The following is a 17,428-nucleotide window of genomic DNA, read 5'->3' as shown; positions in this document are numbered from 1 at the left end:
AAGAGTGTCAAGCTGTATCTCTCATATTTTGTGATTATTTTGATATTTTTTTAATTGTAATATACTTTTTCTAAATATAGTCCATGAGGTGGTGCAGTATGTCCTGCTTTAGTTCTATCTTTAGCTTCTATTATCGATGAAATAGAGTTAATATCAAGTTTTCCTGCTCCTACTTCTACTAATGTACCAACTATTATTCTAACCATATTATATAAAAATCCATTTCCTCTTACTCTAAAATCTATAATATTATCATTACTCGTCAAGGACATATCATGTATAGTTCTAACTGTGTTAGTTACACTACTACCAGAAGCCATAAATGAGCAAAAGTCATGTTCTCCACAAAAATATGGTATAGCCTTTTTCATTTTATCTATGTCTAATTTATATGGAATATAATATGTATAATTTCTTAATATAGGGCTTCTTATCTTATTATTATAAATTAAATATCTATACTCTTTTCCAATGGCACTATATCGTGAATTAAACTCATTACTAACCTCTTCAGACTCTATTATAGCAATATCTGGTGGCAAATGATTATTAATTGCGTATTTAAACTTTTCTCCAGGAATAGTCGAATTTGTATAGAAATTTGCCACCTGTCCTTTTGCATGAACACCTTTATCAGTCCTACCAGAGCCAAATATTGTTATCTCTTCGTCTAATATTTGAGATATTAACCTTTCTAATTCACCTTGAATAGTTAAAATCCCTGGTTGTTTTTGCCATCCGTGAAACCTTGTACCATCATATTCTATTACTAATTTTATATTCCTCATATCATCACCTAAACTTAAATATGAGAATGTAATTTTTGCTTATTCTCATGAAAATTAAATTACAGTAAATTTTAATTTTATATATATCTAATAATAATGATAGCAGAAAATATTACTATTGAAGTATATAAGACCACAAAATCCCTTTTTTCCATTTTTAGTTCTTTCATCCTAGTCCTATTTTCTCCACCTCTATAACATCTCGCCTCCATAGCCATAGCTAATTCATCTGCTCTTCTAAAAGCACTTACAAACAATGGAACAAGCAAAGGAATAAGGCTTTTTGCTCTCTTAATTATATTTCCACTTTCAAAATCTGCTCCTCTCGCCATTTGGGCTTTCATAATCTTATCCGTTTCTTCTAATAATGTTGGTATAAATCTTAATGCTATAGTCATCATCATAGCTAATTCATGTGCTGGTACGCCAATTTTCTTAAAAGGATTTAAGAGCTTTTCAATACCATCAGTTAAAGATATCGGTGAAGTAGTTAAAGTCAAAAGGGATGTACCTACAATTAAAAATATAAGTCTTAAAGCCATAAATGTACCAATTCTTAAACCTTGCAATGATGCAGTTAGTGGTCCAATTTTAAATAATACGTCACCTTTAGTCATAAATAAATTGATAAAAAAAGTAATAAATATAATTATTAATAATGGCTTTATTCCTTTTATTACATATTTAAGTGGAACTTTTGATACTCTTACAACTAAATATATAAATAAAGCAACAAAAATATAAGGATAAAAATTATTTATAAAAAATAATGAAAAAATAAACATAAAAGTAACGAGTATTTTTATCCTTGGATCTAATCTGTGTATAATAGTATTGCCTGGATAATATTGTCCTATGGTAATATTACTTAACATTTTTATTTCTCCTCATATACCTTAGTATTTCATTTTTGGCTTCATCAACTGTTAACACATCATCTCTTACTTTTCTGCCCTTTTCTCTGAGAGCTTTCATGAAATAAGTTATCTGTGGAACTGCTAGACCTAAGTTTTCAAGCTTTGCAGTCTCTTTAAATACATCTTTTGGTACACCATCCATAGCTATTTTGCCTCTGTGCATAACTATTATTCTATTCACAAGTCGTGCAATATCTTCCATACTATGAGATACTAGAATAATTGTAATATCATTCTTTTCATATAGATTTTGAATCTGCCCAAGTATCTCATCTCTGCCTTTAGGATCTAGTCCTGCAGTTGGTTCATCAAGTATGAGTACCTTAGGTTTCATAGCTAATACTCCTGCAATAGCAACTCTTCTTCTTTGCCCTCCACTTAATTCAAATGGAGACCTATCTTTTACACTTTCAGTGTCAAGGCCAACAAGCTCCATAGCTTCCATTACTCTATGGTGAATATCACTTTGTGATAATCCTAAATTACTAGGCCCAAAAGCAATATCTTTATAAACTGTTTCCTCAAATAATTGATGCTCAGGATATTGAAAAACCAGTCCAACATTCTTACGGATTTCCTTTAAATCTGCATCCTTAGATGTAATATTTAAACCATCTATCACAATGCTTCCATAAGTAGGCTTAAGCAAGCCGTTTAAATGCTGTATTAACGTAGATTTGCCTGAGCCAGTATGCCCTATTAATCCAATAAATTCACCATCATTAATTGTCAAATTAATATTATCTAACGCTTTCGTTTCAAATGGATTACCTTGATTATAAATGTAAGTAAGATTTTTAATTTCAATTGTCATAACCACATCACCAATTCTTCAATAGTTAATATATCTGCTGGAATGTTTATTCCTTCCTTTATTAGCTCGTGAGCCAATTCAGTAACTTGCGGCACGTCAAGACCCAATTTTTTAACTTTTTCAACTTGACTAAACACTTCTTTAGGACTACCTTCTAATACTATTTTTCCCTCAGACATTACTAATATCCTATCGGCTTCAACGGCTTCATCCATGTAATGAGTGATATGAACGATAGTTTTATTATCTTCTTTGTTTAATTTTTTGATCGTTCTCATAACCTCTTTTCGTCCAGATGGGTCTAGCATAGCTGTAGGTTCATCTAAAATTATACATTCAGGTCTCATTGCAAGAATACCAGCAATTGCTATTCTTTGTTTTTGTCCTCCTGATAAAAGGTGTGGTGCATGCTTTTTATACTCACTCATTTCTACCATTTCTAAAGCTTCATCTACCCTTTTTCTTATTTCCTTTGGATTAACACCTAAATTTTCAGGGCCAAAAGCTACATCTTCCTCAACAATCGTCGCTACCAGTTGATTATCGGGATTTTGAAATACCATTCCAGCCTTTTCTCTAATGTTCCATAGTTTACTCTCATCTGTTGTATCCATTTCGTCAACATATACTTTCCCTTTTGTTGGTAAAAGCAATGCATTCATCAATTTAGCTAATGTAGATTTACCTGATCCGTTATGTCCTAAAATAACAACAAATTCTCCTTTTTTTATTTCTAAATTAATATTTTGCAAAGCAACAAAATCTTTGTCTTCATTTGACATGTATTCAAATGTCACATTATTCATTTTTATCATTGAATCGCTCATATTATCCCTCATTTATATACTAATACTAATGTTTTTACTAAATACTCATCTGTTGCTTATTTTAGCACAAGTAATATTATGATTCAATCATAATCATTAATAAAATATAAAATTAGGGATTAAGTTAAAAAAGTTAACTTAATCCCCTCACTCATTTTAAAGTAACTCTATTATAACCATTTCTGAAGCATCGCCTCTACGTGGGCCTAACTTTAATATTCTAGTATATCCACCATTCCTATCTTCATATTTAGGAGCTATCTCATCAAATAATTTTTTAACTGTTGTTTCATCGTATACATATGCTAAAACCTGACGTCTTGCATGCAAGTCTCCTCTTTTAGCTAAAGTAATCATCTTTTCAGCCATTCTTTTAGTTTCTTTTGCTCTAGTTTCAGTTGTTTCAATTCTACCATGTTTCAGTAAACTAGTAACTAAATTTCTTAGCATAGCTTTACGATGATCAGTTGGACGTCCTAATTTCCTTAATTTAGCCATTATCATCCCTCCTATTCCTTATAGGGTCATACTATTCGTCACTTTTTCTCAAGCTCAATCCCAATTCTGCAAGTTTATTTTGAACTTCTTCAAGAGATTTCTTTCCAAGATTTCTAACCTTCATCATATCTTCTTCAGTTTTTGTAGTAAGTTCTTCAACTGTATTTATTCCTGCTCTCTTTAGACAGTTATAAGATCTAACTGATAAATCTAACTCTTCTATGGTCATTTCTAATACCTTTTCTTTTTTATCTTCTTCTTTTTCTACCATTATTTCTACATCATTAACATGATCAGTAAGTGTAATAAACAAATTCAAATGTTCGTTTAATATTTTTGCAGCTAATGATGTAGCTTCATCTGGTTTAATAGTACCATTTGTCCAGACCTCAAGAGTTAGTTTATCGTAGTCAGTAATTTGCCCAACTCTCGTGTCTTCAACTTTAAAATTTACTTTTCTAACTGGTGTGAATATTGAATCTACAGGAATTACGCCTATAGTTTGTTCATCGCCTTTATTTCTTTCTGCTGTTACATATCCTCTCCCTGATACCATTTCCATTTCCATATAGAGTTTTCCATTATCGCTAATAGTTGCTATATGCAAATCTTTATTTAGTATTTCTACATCAGGTCCTGTAATAATATCTCCAGCAGTCACTTCTGTTGGGCCTTCTAAATCAATTTTAAGAGTTACAGGCTCATCAGTATACATCTTTGCAGCAATATCTTTTATATTTAATATTATTTCAGGAACATCTTCTAAAACACCTGGAATTGTCGAAAATTCGTGAAGAACGCCCTGAATTTTAATAGTATGCACTGCTGCACCAGGTAAAGAAGACAATAAAATTCTTCTTAAAGAATTTCCTAATGTAGTACCATATCCTCTTTCTAGAGGTTCAACAATAAATTTGCCATACGTGTTATCATCACTCAATTCAACTATCTCAATTTTAGGCTTTTCAATTTCTATCATTTACAATAACCCTCCTCATCAAATTTTTTATATCTTGAGGGCAACTGATTCTAACTATATTACTTAGAATACAACTCAACAATATTATGCTCTTGAATTGGTATTTCTATTTCTTCTCTTGATGGTTCAGCTAAAACTCTGCCTTTCATTCCTTCTAAATCAACTTCTAACCAGTTGACCAATGTCTTTTGATGGTTTTCTATTAATTCTTTAAATTTGGGTGAATTTTTACTTTTCTCTTTAACCTCTATTACATCACCAACGCTTACCAAATATGATGGTATGTTTACTTTATTGCCATTAACTGTGAAATGTCCATGTGTAACTAATTGCCTTGCTTCAGCTCTTGATGAAGCAAATCCTAATCTATAAACAACATTATCAAGTCTTGATTCTAATATTTTTAATAGATTTTCACCAGTTACTCCATGAGTTTTTTCAGCCATGTTAAAGTATTTTTTCATTTGACTTTCTGAAATACCATAGTATCTTCTAACCTTTTGTTTTTCTCTTAACTGCAACCCGTACTCAGTTAATTTTTTTCTTCCTTGTCCGTGTTGTCCTGGAGCATAGTTTCTTTTAGCTATAGCACATTTATCTGAATAGCATCTATCTCCCTTCAAATAGAGCTTTTGCCCTTCTCTTCTACAAAGTCTACACACTGAATCTGTATATCTAGCCATGTTGTACACCTCCTATTTCATCAATTTATTATACTCTTCTTCGTTTAGGTGGCCTGCAACCATTATGAGGTATTGGTGTCGTGTCTTTAATTAAACTTACTTCCAATCCTGCAGCCTGTAATGATCTAATCGCAGCCTCTCTACCCGATCCTGGTCCTTTTACATATACTTCTACTGTCTTTAGGCCATGCTCCATTGCTTTTTTAGCAGCTTCTTCAGCAGCAGTCTGTGCAGCAAATGGAGTTGACTTTCTAGAGCCTTTAAATCCAAGTTGCCCTGCACTGGCCCATGAAATCACATTGCCTTTTGTATCGGTTAATGTCACTATTGTATTATTAAAAGTTGATTTAATATGCGCTTGACCTCTTTCGATATTTTTACGTTCTCTTCTTTTAACACGAGTTCTACTAGCTTTTTTAGCTACCAATTAACTTCCCTCCCTCATTTCCTACTTTTTCTTCTTACTTGCTAATTTTTTTGGGCCTTTTCTAGTCCTAGCATTATTTTTAGTGTTCTGTCCTCTTACAGGTAATCCTTTTCTATGCCTAATACCCCTGTAGCATCCAATTTCTTTTAATCTCTTAATATTCATGGCAACTTCTCTTCTAAGGTCACCTTCAACCATATATTTATCTATAACATTTCTCAATGCTGTAACTTCTGACTCTGTTAAGTCTTTCACTCTTGTATCTGGGTTAACATTAGCTTTTGATAATATCTCATTAGCTCTTGATCTACCAATACCATAGATATATGTCAACCCTATTTCTACTCTTTTATCTCTTGGTAAGTCAATACCAGCAATTCTGGCCATTAATTTTCACACCTCCTGAACTATATATGCTTTTTGTGAATGTCCTACAATAATAAATGATATTTAAAACAGCCGCGGTATATATTTTAATAGTATTTTTAAATACTATTATACACTTAAATAACTAAAAAACCATCTTAGCATTTAATATTATCCCTGCTTTTGCTTATGTTTTGGATTTTCACAAATAACCATTACTTTCCCTTTTCTTTTGATTATTTTGCATTTTTCACAGATCTTCTTTACAGATGGTCTTACTTTCATCGTAATCCCTCCTCACTACTTTTTACGCCATGTAATTCTACCTCTCGTTAAATCATATGGCGATAATTCTACAGTAACTTTATCTCCTGGCAATATTCTTATAAAGTTCATCCTTAATTTACCTGATATATGAGCTAAAATTTCATAGCCATTTTCAAGCTTAACTTTAAAAATAGCATTTGGTAGAGCTTCAATTACAGTCCCCTCTACCTCAATTACATCCTTTTTTGACATCCGGCAATCGAACCTCCCGTTCATTGCATTTTAAATCTCCTTATTGAAAGGTGCCAACATTTTTCTTATATAAGCATTATTAATCTTCTCTTTATTTTTTATTTTACCCTTTATTTCATTAAGCACTGTGTTATATACTATCAGGTGTTTGATTTTTTTCTTTTTAGGATGATCCAGCTTCCTTAGGTCTCCATCAACTATCAAAACATATTTATCATCTAAAATGTCTACTACCACAAATATTCTCCCTTTGTCACGTCCTGCTCTAGATTTGACCACCTGACCAATCTCTATATCGCTAGTGCTTTCCATTAATTTCACCTCTTTAAAAGGGGATTATCCTTAATAATTATATAATACTACTTGCTTAATAATGGTAATCAATTTGTAAAATCCTTGAGAAAGGCATGACCATGCCTTTCTCTTTAATGCAGTTAAATTATTTTTCCAATGCATTAACTATGTCTAAAAATACTTTATCAATATCTTGTTCACCATTTATATCAAGAAGTATTTCTTTTTTCTTATAGTATTCTATAAGTGGTTTAGTTTGTTCAGAATAAACCTCTATCCTTTTTGATACTGTTTCAACTGTATCATCTTTTCTTTGGTAAAGCTCTCCTCCGCATAAATCACATTTTCCATCTTGTTTTGGAGGGTTATATTTTATGTGATATGTTGCACCACAGTTTTTACAAATTCTTCTTCCGATTGCCCTTTCAACTAATATATCCTTGTCAACATTAATGTTAATAACATAATTTAGTTTATAACCTAATTTTTTCAACTCACCATCAAGTGCGTCAGCTTGAGCAACAGTTCTTGGAAATCCATCCAATAAAAAACCATTTTTACAGTCTTCCTCAGTTAATCTATCTTTTACAATAGCTACTACTATATTATCAGGTACAAGCAATCCTTTATCCATATACTCTTTTGCTTTAACACCAAGTTCCGTATTTTCCTTAATATTTTTTCTAAATATATCGCCTGTTGATATATGAGGAATACTATATTTTTTTACTATTGATTCAGCCTGTGTTCCTTTTCCAGCACCAGGTGGTCCTAATAATATTAGTCTCAATACAATCATCTCCTTAGGGAGTTATTTTAAAAATCCTTTATAATGTCTCATGAGCATTTGAGATTCTATTTGTTTCATTGTTTCCAAGGCAACCCCAACAACAATTATCAGTGCAGTACCTCCAAATCTAATATTTAGCTTTGTAGTTGAAAGTAGTATTATTGGAAGCGAAGCTACCAAAGCTAGTACAATAGCACCAATTAAAGTTATTCTGGATATTATTTTGTTTAAATACTCAGCAGTAGGTCTACCTGGTCTAATTCCTGGTATAAATCCTCCGTATTGTTTTAAATTGTTAGCATATTCTATAGGATTAAATTGTATAGCAGTGTAAAAATATGTGAATAAAATTATTAAAAAGAAGTTTAAAATAGAGTATATCCAAATTCCAACTCTTCCATTCACTGTTAAATATTCAGTAATCCATTTAGCAGCATTTCCTTTAAAAAACAGAGCTAATGTCTGTGGAAAAGCTAATAATGAAGTTGAAAAGATTACTGGAATAACACCTGCCATCAATACTTTTAATGGTATATGTGTACTTTGTCCGCCATACATCTTACGTCCAACTACTCTTTTAGCATACTGCACAGGTATTTTTCTTTGACCTTCTTGTACTAAAATTATCAATACTATTACTGCTAAAGCAAATATAACAAAAGCTAAAATCTCAAGTATATTCAATTCACCAGCAGAGAATAAGCTTAATATTTTTGCTATTCCCGAAGGTAATCTTGATACAATACCTATAAAAATGATAAGTGAAATACCATTGCCAATACCTTTATCTGTTATTTGTTCTCCAAGCCACATGAGGAAAGATGTTCCAGCAGTAAGTGTAAGTATTACTATTGAAACAGAAAGAAAATCTTTTCCTATTAAAGCTTTATTGAAAAATCCAATAGTAAATCCTAGAGCTTGAATTAAGGCAAGAATTACAGTTCCATATCTAGTGTATTGAGCTAGTTTTTTCCTTCCTTCTTCGCCTTCCTTAGCTAACGCTTCAAGTCTAGGTATAGCAATAGTTAATAATTGTATTATAATAGATGCAGTAACATATGGGTATATATTTAAAGCAAATATGGTGAAGTCTTTAAAAGCCCCACCTGCCATTAAATTTAAGAAATCTAATATACCACCAGATGTGCCTTCAAACATTTCAGCAATAATAGCCTTATCCATACCAGGCACTGGAATATTAGCTCCTATTCTAAACACAGCAAGCATCAATAAAGTAAATAGCATTCTTTTCCGCAAATCAGGTATTTTCCAAGCATCCTTTAAAGTTGAAAACACTTTAAATCACCTCTACCTTTCCTCCTGCAGCCTCAATCTTTTCAGCAGCAGATTTGCTGAATTTATTGGCTTTCACAATGAGTTTTTTATTTATTTCCCCATCTCCTAAAATTTTAACGCCATCCTTTACTTTATTAATAATCCCTTCTTGGATTAATAATTCTGTAGTTACTTCTGTTCCATCCTCGAATCTATTTAGATCAGAAACATTAACAATGGCAAATTCCTTAGCAAATATATTTGTAAAACCTCTCTTAGGCAATCTTCTATATAAAGGCATTTGTCCACCTTCAAATCCTGGTCTAGTTCCTCCACCTGAACGTGAATTTTGCCCTTTTTGACCTCTACCAGCTGTTTTACCTTGCCCTGTTGCTGTCCCTCTACCAAGTCTTTTTGTATTTTTACTTCCTCCGCCTTTGTTAGGTCTGATTTCATGCAGTTTCATTATTACACCTCCTCTTCTTACCCTTACTCTATAACTTCTACCATATGTTTAACTTTCTCAATCATACCTCTTATCTGAGGAGTATCTTCTTTTTCAACAATTTGGCCGATTTTTCTCAAGCCCAAAGCTTCAATAGTTCTTCTTTGTTTTTCGATTCTACCTATTTTACTTTTTTTAAGTTTAATCTTTATTGTAGCCAAGGTATTTTCCCCCCTAACCTAATAACTCTTCAACTGATTTACCTCTTTGTCTAGCAACATCTTCAGCTCTTTTTAAACTTTTTAAAGCTTCCATTGTTGCATTTACAACGTTTCGAGGGTTATTTGAACCTAAAGATTTTGTTCTTATATCTCTTATACCAGCGAGCTCTAATACTGCACGAACAGCTCCACCAGCTATAACTCCTGTACCTTCTTCAGCAGGTTTCAATAATACTCTTCCAGCACCAAATACTCCTATAATTTCATGTGGAATAGTTGTTTCAACTATTGGAACTTCTATTAGTCTCTTTTTAGCATCTTGTATTGCTTTTCTAATCGCTTCAGGAACTTCTAATGCCTTTGCCATGCCCACTCCTACATGGCCATTTTCATCACCAACTACAACTAAAGCACTAAATCTAAAATTTCTACCACCTTTTACAACTTTAGTTACACGATTTATATTAACAACTCTTTCTTTTAAATCTAGTTCACTTGCATCAATACGTCCGCGTTGCATTAATTCCCCTCCTTCACCTAAAATTTAAGTCCGTTTTCTCTTGCTCCTTCAGCAAGCTCTTTAACTCTACCATGATATAGGTATCCACCTCTATCAAATACTACAGTTTTTATACCTTTATCTAGTGCTCTTTTTGCAACTAATTTTCCGACAGCCTTTGCTGCTTCTTTGTTTCCTGTATTATTTACACTATTTTTTATTTCACTATCTAATGTTGAAGCTGAAACTAAAGTCCTGCCTTCAACATCATCTATAATTTGTGCATATATATGCTTTAAACTTCTATATACATTTAATCTTGGTCTTTCAGGAGTTCCTTGTACTGTTTTCCTAATTCTCTTATGCCTGATCTGTCTTTTTTGGTTACTATTCACCTTCTTAAGCACCTTTATTCACTCCTTTCTACTTACCTGTTTTACCTTCCTTACGTCTTATATGTTCTCCAACATATTTGATGCCTTTACCTTTATAAGGTTCAGGTTTTCTCAATTCTCTAATAACAGCCGCATAATTACCTACTTTTTGTTTGTCTATTCCTTTTACAACTATCTTATTGTTACTAGGAACTTCTACTTCAATTCCTTCTGGGTCTTCCATCTCTACAGGATGAGAAAATCCTAAATTTAATACTAATTTTTTCCCTTGTTTTTGCGCACGGTACCCTACTCCTACAATTTCTAATTCTTTAGTATATCCCTTAGTAACTCCGTCAATCATATTAGCTATTAATGTTCTTGTCAATCCGTGCAATGATTTATGTTTTTTATTTTCTGTAGGACGTTCTACTGTTATAGTATTATCTACAACTGATATTTTCATATCTTTGCTAAATTGTTGTTCAAGCTTTCCTTTTGGTCCTTTAACTATTACATAGTTTTTATCATTTATATTAACTTCTACGCCATCTGGAATTGCTATAGGTTTTACACCTATTCTTGACATAATCGCACCTCCTGTTCCCTAACTTATTATAAATACTATTACCATACGTAGCAAACAACTTCTCCTCCGACACCTTCTTTTCTAGCATTTTTATCTGTAATTATGCCCTTAGAAGTTGATAATATAGCTATACCAAGACCTCCTAATACTTTAGGTATTTCATCATGTCGTGCATAAACCCTTAATCCTGGCTTAGATATTCTCTTAATTCCCGAAATTACTCTTTCGTTATTGTCACTATATTTAAGTTGAATTCTAATAATCCCTTGCTTTCCATCATCTATTACATCAAAACCCTTTATATATCCTTCTTCTAATAAGATATTAGCAATAGCCTTTTTCATATTAGAACTAGGAATATCAACAGTTTCGTGTTTTGCATTATTACTATTTCTTATTCTAGTTAGCATATCAGCAATAGGGTCAGTCATAACCATTACAGTCTACCTCCTTCCAATCTAGAAACTTACTCTTACCAGCTCGCTTTCTTCACTCCAGGAATTTGTCCTTTATAAGCTAATTCTCTAAAGCAAATACGGCAAATTCCAAATTTCCTTAAATATGCATGTGGTCTTCCGCAAATTTTACATCTATTATATTCTCTTGTACTAAATTTTTGTTTTCTTTGTTGTTTTACTTTCATTGATTTCTTGGCCAAATTTCTCCCTCCTTATCTACTTTTTAAAGGGCATACCCATCATTTTCAAAAACTCCTTAGCTTCTTCATCAGTCTTTGCTGTTGTAACTATTACAATATCCATACCTCTTACAGCATCAACTTTATCATATTCTATTTCTGGGAAAATCAATTGTTCCTTAACACCTAATGCGTAATTTCCTCTTCCATCAAATGATGTGTCTGAAACTCCTCTAAAATCTCTAACTCTTGGCAATGCAATATTCATTAATTTATCAATGAAATAATACATTTTTTCTCCTCTTAATGTTACTTTAACGCCTACAGGCATTCCTTTACGAACCTTAAAGTTAGCAACTGATTTTTTTGCCTTTGTAATTATAGGTCTTTGCCCAGTTATTACACTTAATTCTTCAACTGCTGATTCAAGAGCCTTTGGATTCTCTTTCGCTACACCGATTCCCATATTAATTACTATTTTCTCTAATTTTGGAACTTCCATTACATTCTTATATTTAAATTTTTCCATCAAAGCAGGGATAACTTCATTGTTGTATTTTTCTCTAAGTCGTGAAGCCATTTAGTCTACCTCCTTCCTCATGTGATTCTAATCTAGAACCTCACCGCATTTTTTGCATACTCTCACTTTTTCGCCATTATCTAAAAATTTATATCCAACCCTTACGCCCATTTTATCTTTTTCGCAATAAAGCATAACTTTTGACGCATCAATAGGTCCTTCTTGATGGATTATCCCACCTTGTTGAAGTTTAGGAGTTGGTTTTTTATGCTTAGTTAACATATTTACTCCTTCAACTATAACTTTATTTTCTTTTGGAAAAGCAGTCAACACTTTCCCTTTTTTCCCTTTATCTTCACCAGATATAACTACTACTGTATCACCTTTTTTAACGTGCATCAACTACACCTCCCTAACACAGAAATTATTAACTCTCTGTTTTATAAAACTTCTGGTGCTAATGATATTATTTTCATAAAATTTCCATCTCTTAACTCTCTTGTAACAGGGCCAAATATACGAGTACCTACTGGTTGTTTGTCATCTTTTATAATAACAGCTGCATTCTCATCAAATTTAATATATGAACCATCATTTCTCCTCAAACCTTTTTTTGATCTAACAATAACAGCTTTAACAACTTGACCTTTTTTTACAACACCTCCAGGCGTTGCACTTTTAACAGTAGCTACTACTATATCACCTATATTTGCATACCTTCTTCTTGACCCTCCAAGAATTTTAATAACTAATAACTCTTTAGCTCCTGAATTGTCTCCTACTTTCAAACGAGTTTCAGCTTGAATCATTTTATAACCTCCCTTCTGTAGACGCAAGGACTATTTTGCTTTTTCAACAATGCTAACCAATCTCCATCTTTTATCCTTGCTTAATGGTCTGGTTTCCATTATTTTTACTCTATCACCGATTTTACATTCATTATTTTCATCATGCGCCTTAAATTTTTTAGTTTTTTTAATTTGCTTGCCATAAAGTGGATGAGTAACAAGAGTTTCTACTGCAACAACTATGGTTTTATCCATTTTATCGCTTACAACTTTGCCAATTCTTACTTTTCTATTACCTCTTTCCATCTAGCTGGCCTCCTTTCCTTCTGGTTACGCCTTCATTTTCCCTAATTCTCTCTCTCTTAAAACTGTTTTTACACGTGCAATATCTTTTCTAACAGCCTTTATTCTCATTGGGTTATCAAGTTGACCTGTAGCTAATTGAAATCTAAGATTAAATAATTCAGCTTTTAAGTCTAATAATTTATTATCTAACTCTTGAGTCGTCATTTCACGAATTTCATTAGCCTTCATTAACTTCACCACCCTCTTCAATTGCATCTTGTCGAGTGACAAATTTACATTTTATAGGTAGCTTATGAGCAGCTAATCTCATAGCTTCTCTTGCAATTTCTTCTGAAACACCGCCCATTTCAAATAATATTCTTCCTGGTTTAACAACAGCTACCCAATATTCTGGTGCACCTTTACCGGAACCCATACGAGTTTCTGCAGGTTTTTGTGTTACTGGTTTATCAGGAAAAATCTTAATCCAAATTTTCCCACCTCTTTTTACATATCTAGTCATAGCCCTTCTTGCAGCTTCTATTTGATTTGAAGTTATCCAAGCTGGTTCCAGAGCTTGTAGCCCATAATCACCATAAGCTATTTTATTGCCTCGAGTAGCTTTACCAGTCATTCTTCCTCTATGAACTCTACGTCGTTTAACTCTTTTAGGCATTAACATGTTAACTCCTCCTTCCTACACTACCTTATTTATCTAATTTATCTTCGTTTTGTTCTACCTTTGCAGTAGGAAGAACCTCTCCTTTATATATCCACACTTTTACACCTAATTTCCCATAAGTTGTATTAGCTTCATAGAAACCATAATCGATATCTGCTCTTAACGTATGAAGAGGTATTGTCCCTTCACTATAACCTTCTGTTCTCGCCATATCAGCTCCACCAAGTCTACCTGAAACAGCTGTTTTAATACCCTTAGCTCCAGCTCTCATACTTCTTTGTATTGCTTGTTTCATAGCTCTTCTAAAAGAAACTCTTCTTTCCAGTTGACTAGCTATATTCTCTGCAACAAGCTGAGCATCTAATTCCGGTGTCTTAATTTCTTCTACATTTACTATTACTTGTTTTTTTGTCATTTTCTCTAATTGTAATCTTAATTCTTCTACTCCTTGACCGCCCTTACCAATTACCATTCCAGGTTTAGCAGTGTGGACTGATACTTTTACTCTATTTGCTGCTCTCTCTATTTCAATACGTGAAATTCCAGCAATAAATAATTTCTTTTTAATATATTCACGAATTTTGTGGTCTTCAATTAAGTACTCAGCATATTTTTTCTTATCTGCATACCATTTTGAATCCCAATCCTTGATTATTCCAACCCTTAATCCATGTGGGCTAACTTTTTGACCCATTTTATCCCTCCTTCTTTTATTCTCTCTCCTTAAGAACTACTCCTACATGACTTGACCTTTTTAATATTTTAAAGGCTCTACCTCGTCCTCCTGCTCTCCATCTTTTCATTATAGGACCGTCATTTGCGTAAGCTTGAGCCACATATAATTTTTCTCTATCCATGTCAAAGTTATTTTCTGCGTTAGCAAGTGCTGATTTCACTACTTTTTCTAATACTCTAGCACCTCTTTTAGGAGTGAATTTCAAAATCGCTATAGCTTCTTCGACATTTTTTCCTCTTATAAGGTCTGCTACTACATTTACTTTTCTAGGAGCAATACGTACATACTTAGCAATAGCTTTAGCTTCCACTTATTGTCCCTCCTTTTCATCTATTTTAATGCAGTTGATCTTTCAGTATGGTCTCCGTGACCTCTAAATGTTCTTGTTGGCGCAAATTCACCAAGTTTGTGTCCAACCATATCTTCAGTTATATAAACGGGTACATGTTTTCTCCCATCATATATAGCTATAGTATGCCCAACCATTTGTGGAAAAATAGTTGAACGTCTTGACCATGTTTTTATTACTTTTTTTTCATTTTTCTTATTCAATTCTTCAACTTTTTTCATAAGGTGTTCATCACAAAATGGTCCTTTTTTTAATGATCTACCCATGCATTTTCCTCCTTTCGATAGGAATAAATCAGTTCTATATTCAAATAATTAATATTTACTTTGTAATATAAAACTTTATTATTACTTCCTTCTTCTAACAATAAATTTGTCAGACTTCTTATTCTTTTTACGTGTCTTGTATCCAAGTGCAGGTTTTCCCCAAGGTGTTACAGGACTTGGTCTACCTATTGGTGCTCTACCTTCACCACCACCATGTGGATGGTCGTTAGGATTCATAACACTACCTCTAACAGTAGGTCTAATACCCATATGTCTCTTTCTACCAGCTTTTCCTATTGTGATGTTTTCATGATCAATATTTCCTACTTGGCCAATTGTTGCTCTACATTCTAATCTGATAAGTCTTGTTTCACCAGATGGAAGTCTAATATTTGCATAATCTCCTTCCTTACCCATTAGCTGTGCAACATTTCCAGCAGAACGAACTAACTGTCCACCTTTTCCAGCTTTTAATTCGATATTATGGATAAGAGTACCTACAGGTATATTCTTTAAAGGTAATGCATTGCCTACTTTTATATCTGCATTTTCACCAGATTCAATAACATCCCCAACCTTTAAACCGTTAGGAGCAATAATATACCTTTTTTCCCCATCTGCATAATTAATTAAAGCAATATTTGCTGTTCTATTTGGATCATATTCTATAGCTGCAACCTTTCCAGGAATTCCATCCTTATTTCTCTTAAAATCTATTATTCTGTATTTTCTCTTGTTTCCTCCACCTCTATGCCTTACAGTTATCTTACCATGCGCATTTCTACCACCAGTTTTATCTAAACTTATAACAAGGCTTTTTTCAGGCTCTTTTTTTGTAATTTCTTCAAAAGTAGATACTGTCATCTGCCTTTTAGAAGGTGAAGTTGGCTTAAACTTTTTGATACCCATTTTATTCCCTCCTCTTCATAGTATTCTTAAGTTACATTCCTTCAAAGAATTCAATACCTTTACTGTCAGGAGTAAGAGTAACAATCGCCTTTTTCCAATTAGGTCTCTTTCCTACGTGAACGCCCATTCTCTTTACTTTTCCTTCCACATTCATGGTATTTACTTTATCAACTTCAACGCCAAATATTTTCTCAACGGCATTTTTAATTTCAGTTTTGTTTGCTTTTTTATCTACTACGAAGGTGTATTTTCCCTCCGCCATCATATCCATACTAGCCTCAGTAATAACTGGCTTAATTAAAATATCGTGTGGATTACGCATTATGCATACACCTCCTCCACTTTTTTAACAGCTTCTTTAGTTATTATAAATGAATCATGCTTTAATATATCATAAACATTTATATTATTAACTAAAATAGTGTTTACTCCTGGAATATTTCTAGCTGATTTTAATACATTTTCATTTTTAGTATCTAAGACAATAAGCGACTTTTTTCCAGCATTAATATTTTTAAGTATATTTACCATGTTTTTAGTCTTTGGTCGATCTAAGTTTAATTCTTCTAGTACTATTAACTCATTATTTTGTACTTTTGAACTCAATGCAGATTTAATAGCAAGTCTTTTAACCTTTTTAGGTATTTTATAACTATAATCTCTTGGCTTTGGAGCAAATACAACTCCACCACCAGTCCAATGTGGTGCTCTTATACTACCTTGTCTAGCTCTTCCAGTTCCTTTTTGTCTCCAAGGTTTTCGTCCTCCACCTCTAACCTCAGCTCTGGTTTTAGCTGATTGAGTCCCTTGCCTTTTGTTAGCAAGTTGACATTTTACAGCCTCGTATAGTGCATGTTCATTAACTTCTATTCCAAATACATCGTCGCTTAAATCAATATTGCCTACCTGTTGCCCAGATACATTATATAAAGCTACTTTTGGCATATTATT

33 protein-coding genes are annotated in these 17,428 nt (G+C 32.8%); all 33 read right to left on the bottom strand.

Features of this window, described 5'->3' with window-relative positions:
* Window positions 1-50 precede the first annotated feature (50 nt).
* Window positions 51-788 (bottom strand): tRNA pseudouridine(38-40) synthase TruA, encoded by a 738-nt coding sequence (gene truA, locus ACZ41D_RS03285; protein WP_464152500.1) that lies wholly within the window; start codon window positions 786-788, stop codon window positions 51-53.
* Window positions 789-865: 77 nt separating this feature from the next.
* A complete protein-coding gene (locus ACZ41D_RS03280; RefSeq protein WP_464152498.1) occupies window positions 866-1,663 on the bottom strand; it encodes an energy-coupling factor transporter transmembrane component T family protein in 798 nt (265 codons plus the stop codon).
* Window positions 1,653-2,519 (bottom strand): energy-coupling factor transporter ATPase, encoded by an 867-nt coding sequence (locus ACZ41D_RS03275; RefSeq protein WP_464152497.1) that lies wholly within the window; start codon window positions 2,517-2,519, stop codon window positions 1,653-1,655. Before ACZ41D_RS03275 ends, ACZ41D_RS03280 begins: the two co-directional genes overlap by 11 nt.
* Window positions 2,516-3,334 (bottom strand): energy-coupling factor transporter ATPase, encoded by an 819-nt coding sequence (locus tag ACZ41D_RS03270; RefSeq protein WP_464153108.1) that lies wholly within the window; start codon window positions 3,332-3,334, stop codon window positions 2,516-2,518. The genes ACZ41D_RS03275 and ACZ41D_RS03270 overlap by 4 nt, the downstream gene beginning before the upstream one ends.
* A 168-nt stretch (window positions 3,335-3,502) precedes the next feature.
* On the bottom strand, window positions 3,503-3,844 hold the full coding sequence (rplQ, locus tag ACZ41D_RS03265; protein ID WP_464152496.1) for a 50S ribosomal protein L17: 342 nt from the start codon (window positions 3,842-3,844) through the stop codon (window positions 3,503-3,505).
* A 31-nt stretch (window positions 3,845-3,875) separates the two neighbouring features.
* The gene (locus tag ACZ41D_RS03260; RefSeq protein WP_464152495.1) at window positions 3,876-4,823 is read right to left on the bottom strand and encodes a DNA-directed RNA polymerase subunit alpha; all 948 of its coding nucleotides are present in this window, start codon (window positions 4,821-4,823) and stop codon (window positions 3,876-3,878) included.
* 59 nt (window positions 4,824-4,882) lie between these two features.
* Window positions 4,883-5,506 (bottom strand): 30S ribosomal protein S4, encoded by a 624-nt coding sequence (rpsD, locus tag ACZ41D_RS03255; protein WP_464152494.1) that lies wholly within the window; start codon window positions 5,504-5,506, stop codon window positions 4,883-4,885.
* Window positions 5,507-5,534: 28 nt separating this feature from the next.
* On the bottom strand, window positions 5,535-5,933 hold the full coding sequence (rpsK, locus tag ACZ41D_RS03250) for a 30S ribosomal protein S11 (RefSeq protein ID WP_464152493.1): 399 nt from the start codon (window positions 5,931-5,933) through the stop codon (window positions 5,535-5,537).
* A 21-nt stretch (window positions 5,934-5,954) separates the two neighbouring features.
* Window positions 5,955-6,320 carry a 30S ribosomal protein S13 gene (gene rpsM, locus ACZ41D_RS03245; RefSeq protein WP_464152492.1) on the bottom strand — a complete coding sequence of 122 codons (366 nt, stop codon included), beginning with the start codon at window positions 6,318-6,320 and terminating at the stop codon, window positions 5,955-5,957.
* A 150-nt stretch (window positions 6,321-6,470) separates the two neighbouring features.
* Window positions 6,471-6,584 (bottom strand): 50S ribosomal protein L36, encoded by a 114-nt coding sequence (rpmJ, locus tag ACZ41D_RS03240; protein WP_241422219.1) that lies wholly within the window; start codon window positions 6,582-6,584, stop codon window positions 6,471-6,473.
* A 15-nt stretch (window positions 6,585-6,599) separates the two neighbouring features.
* On the bottom strand, window positions 6,600-6,818 hold the full coding sequence (infA, locus tag ACZ41D_RS03235) for a translation initiation factor IF-1 (RefSeq protein ID WP_464152491.1): 219 nt from the start codon (window positions 6,816-6,818) through the stop codon (window positions 6,600-6,602).
* Window positions 6,819-6,848: 30 nt separating this feature from the next.
* Window positions 6,849-7,130: a KOW domain-containing RNA-binding protein gene (locus ACZ41D_RS03230; protein ID WP_464152490.1), complete on the bottom strand. Its 282-nt coding sequence runs from the start codon at window positions 7,128-7,130 to the stop codon at window positions 6,849-6,851.
* A 127-nt stretch (window positions 7,131-7,257) separates the two neighbouring features.
* A complete protein-coding gene (locus ACZ41D_RS03225; protein ID WP_464152489.1) occupies window positions 7,258-7,902 on the bottom strand; it encodes an adenylate kinase in 645 nt (214 codons plus the stop codon).
* Between the two features lie 21 nt (window positions 7,903-7,923).
* Complete coding sequence (secY, locus tag ACZ41D_RS03220) at window positions 7,924-9,198, bottom strand: preprotein translocase subunit SecY (RefSeq protein ID WP_464152488.1); 1,275 nt, start codon at window positions 9,196-9,198, stop codon at window positions 7,924-7,926.
* A 1-nt stretch (window position 9,199) separates the two neighbouring features.
* On the bottom strand, window positions 9,200-9,643 hold the full coding sequence (gene rplO / locus ACZ41D_RS03215; RefSeq protein ID WP_464152487.1) for a 50S ribosomal protein L15: 444 nt from the start codon (window positions 9,641-9,643) through the stop codon (window positions 9,200-9,202).
* 23 nt (window positions 9,644-9,666) lie between these two features.
* Window positions 9,667-9,843 (bottom strand): 50S ribosomal protein L30, encoded by a 177-nt coding sequence (rpmD, locus tag ACZ41D_RS03210; protein ID WP_464152486.1) that lies wholly within the window; start codon window positions 9,841-9,843, stop codon window positions 9,667-9,669.
* Window positions 9,844-9,856: 13 nt separating this feature from the next.
* Window positions 9,857-10,363 carry a 30S ribosomal protein S5 gene (gene rpsE, locus ACZ41D_RS03205; protein ID WP_464152485.1) on the bottom strand — a complete coding sequence of 169 codons (507 nt, stop codon included), beginning with the start codon at window positions 10,361-10,363 and terminating at the stop codon, window positions 9,857-9,859.
* A 17-nt stretch (window positions 10,364-10,380) separates the two neighbouring features.
* Complete coding sequence (gene rplR, locus ACZ41D_RS03200; protein ID WP_464152484.1) at window positions 10,381-10,749, bottom strand: 50S ribosomal protein L18; 369 nt, start codon at window positions 10,747-10,749, stop codon at window positions 10,381-10,383.
* A gap of 16 nt (window positions 10,750-10,765) precedes the next feature.
* Window positions 10,766-11,305, bottom strand: coding sequence for a 50S ribosomal protein L6 (gene rplF, locus ACZ41D_RS03195; RefSeq protein ID WP_464152483.1), 540 nt, complete (start codon window positions 11,303-11,305; stop codon window positions 10,766-10,768).
* A gap of 38 nt (window positions 11,306-11,343) precedes the next feature.
* Window positions 11,344-11,742 (bottom strand): 30S ribosomal protein S8, encoded by a 399-nt coding sequence (rpsH, locus tag ACZ41D_RS03190; protein ID WP_464152482.1) that lies wholly within the window; start codon window positions 11,740-11,742, stop codon window positions 11,344-11,346.
* Window positions 11,743-11,777: 35 nt separating this feature from the next.
* Window positions 11,778-11,963, bottom strand: a complete 186-nt coding sequence (locus ACZ41D_RS03185; protein WP_464152481.1) for a type Z 30S ribosomal protein S14 — start codon at window positions 11,961-11,963, stop codon at window positions 11,778-11,780.
* A 16-nt stretch (window positions 11,964-11,979) separates the two neighbouring features.
* Entirely contained in the window at window positions 11,980-12,522 is a 543-nt protein-coding gene (gene rplE / locus ACZ41D_RS03180; protein WP_464152480.1) for a 50S ribosomal protein L5, read from the bottom strand.
* Between the two features lie 27 nt (window positions 12,523-12,549).
* Complete coding sequence (rplX, locus tag ACZ41D_RS03175) at window positions 12,550-12,861, bottom strand: 50S ribosomal protein L24 (RefSeq protein ID WP_464152479.1); 312 nt, start codon at window positions 12,859-12,861, stop codon at window positions 12,550-12,552.
* Window positions 12,862-12,902: 41 nt separating this feature from the next.
* Window positions 12,903-13,271 carry a 50S ribosomal protein L14 gene (gene rplN, locus ACZ41D_RS03170; protein WP_464152478.1) on the bottom strand — a complete coding sequence of 123 codons (369 nt, stop codon included), beginning with the start codon at window positions 13,269-13,271 and terminating at the stop codon, window positions 12,903-12,905.
* A gap of 30 nt (window positions 13,272-13,301) precedes the next feature.
* Complete coding sequence (gene rpsQ, locus ACZ41D_RS03165) at window positions 13,302-13,556, bottom strand: 30S ribosomal protein S17 (protein ID WP_464152477.1); 255 nt, start codon at window positions 13,554-13,556, stop codon at window positions 13,302-13,304.
* 24 nt (window positions 13,557-13,580) lie between these two features.
* Window positions 13,581-13,784: a 50S ribosomal protein L29 gene (gene rpmC / locus ACZ41D_RS03160; RefSeq protein WP_464152475.1), complete on the bottom strand. Its 204-nt coding sequence runs from the start codon at window positions 13,782-13,784 to the stop codon at window positions 13,581-13,583.
* Complete coding sequence (gene rplP / locus ACZ41D_RS03155) at window positions 13,774-14,217, bottom strand: 50S ribosomal protein L16 (RefSeq protein ID WP_464152474.1); 444 nt, start codon at window positions 14,215-14,217, stop codon at window positions 13,774-13,776. The genes rpmC and rplP overlap by 11 nt, the downstream gene beginning before the upstream one ends.
* Before the next feature lie 25 nt (window positions 14,218-14,242).
* Window positions 14,243-14,911, bottom strand: a complete 669-nt coding sequence (gene rpsC / locus ACZ41D_RS03150; protein WP_464152473.1) for a 30S ribosomal protein S3 — start codon at window positions 14,909-14,911, stop codon at window positions 14,243-14,245.
* 16 nt (window positions 14,912-14,927) lie between these two features.
* Window positions 14,928-15,263, bottom strand: a complete 336-nt coding sequence (gene rplV / locus ACZ41D_RS03145) for a 50S ribosomal protein L22 (RefSeq protein ID WP_464152472.1) — start codon at window positions 15,261-15,263, stop codon at window positions 14,928-14,930.
* Window positions 15,264-15,283: 20 nt separating this feature from the next.
* Window positions 15,284-15,568, bottom strand: a complete 285-nt coding sequence (gene rpsS / locus ACZ41D_RS03140) for a 30S ribosomal protein S19 (RefSeq protein WP_464152471.1) — start codon at window positions 15,566-15,568, stop codon at window positions 15,284-15,286.
* A gap of 81 nt (window positions 15,569-15,649) precedes the next feature.
* Complete coding sequence (gene rplB / locus ACZ41D_RS03135; protein ID WP_464152470.1) at window positions 15,650-16,477, bottom strand: 50S ribosomal protein L2; 828 nt, start codon at window positions 16,475-16,477, stop codon at window positions 15,650-15,652.
* Window positions 16,478-16,508: 31 nt separating this feature from the next.
* Window positions 16,509-16,799, bottom strand: coding sequence for a 50S ribosomal protein L23 (gene rplW, locus ACZ41D_RS03130; RefSeq protein WP_464152469.1), 291 nt, complete (start codon window positions 16,797-16,799; stop codon window positions 16,509-16,511).
* Window positions 16,799-17,422 carry a 50S ribosomal protein L4 gene (gene rplD / locus ACZ41D_RS03125; RefSeq protein ID WP_464152468.1) on the bottom strand — a complete coding sequence of 208 codons (624 nt, stop codon included), beginning with the start codon at window positions 17,420-17,422 and terminating at the stop codon, window positions 16,799-16,801. The genes rplW and rplD overlap by 1 nt, the downstream gene beginning before the upstream one ends.
* Window positions 17,423-17,428: the final 6 nt, after the last annotated feature.

Source organism: Brassicibacter thermophilus (assembly GCF_055378355.1).
The sequence above is the reverse complement of the archived record's forward strand: the minus strand, read 5'-3'. Positions and strand labels throughout refer to the sequence as shown.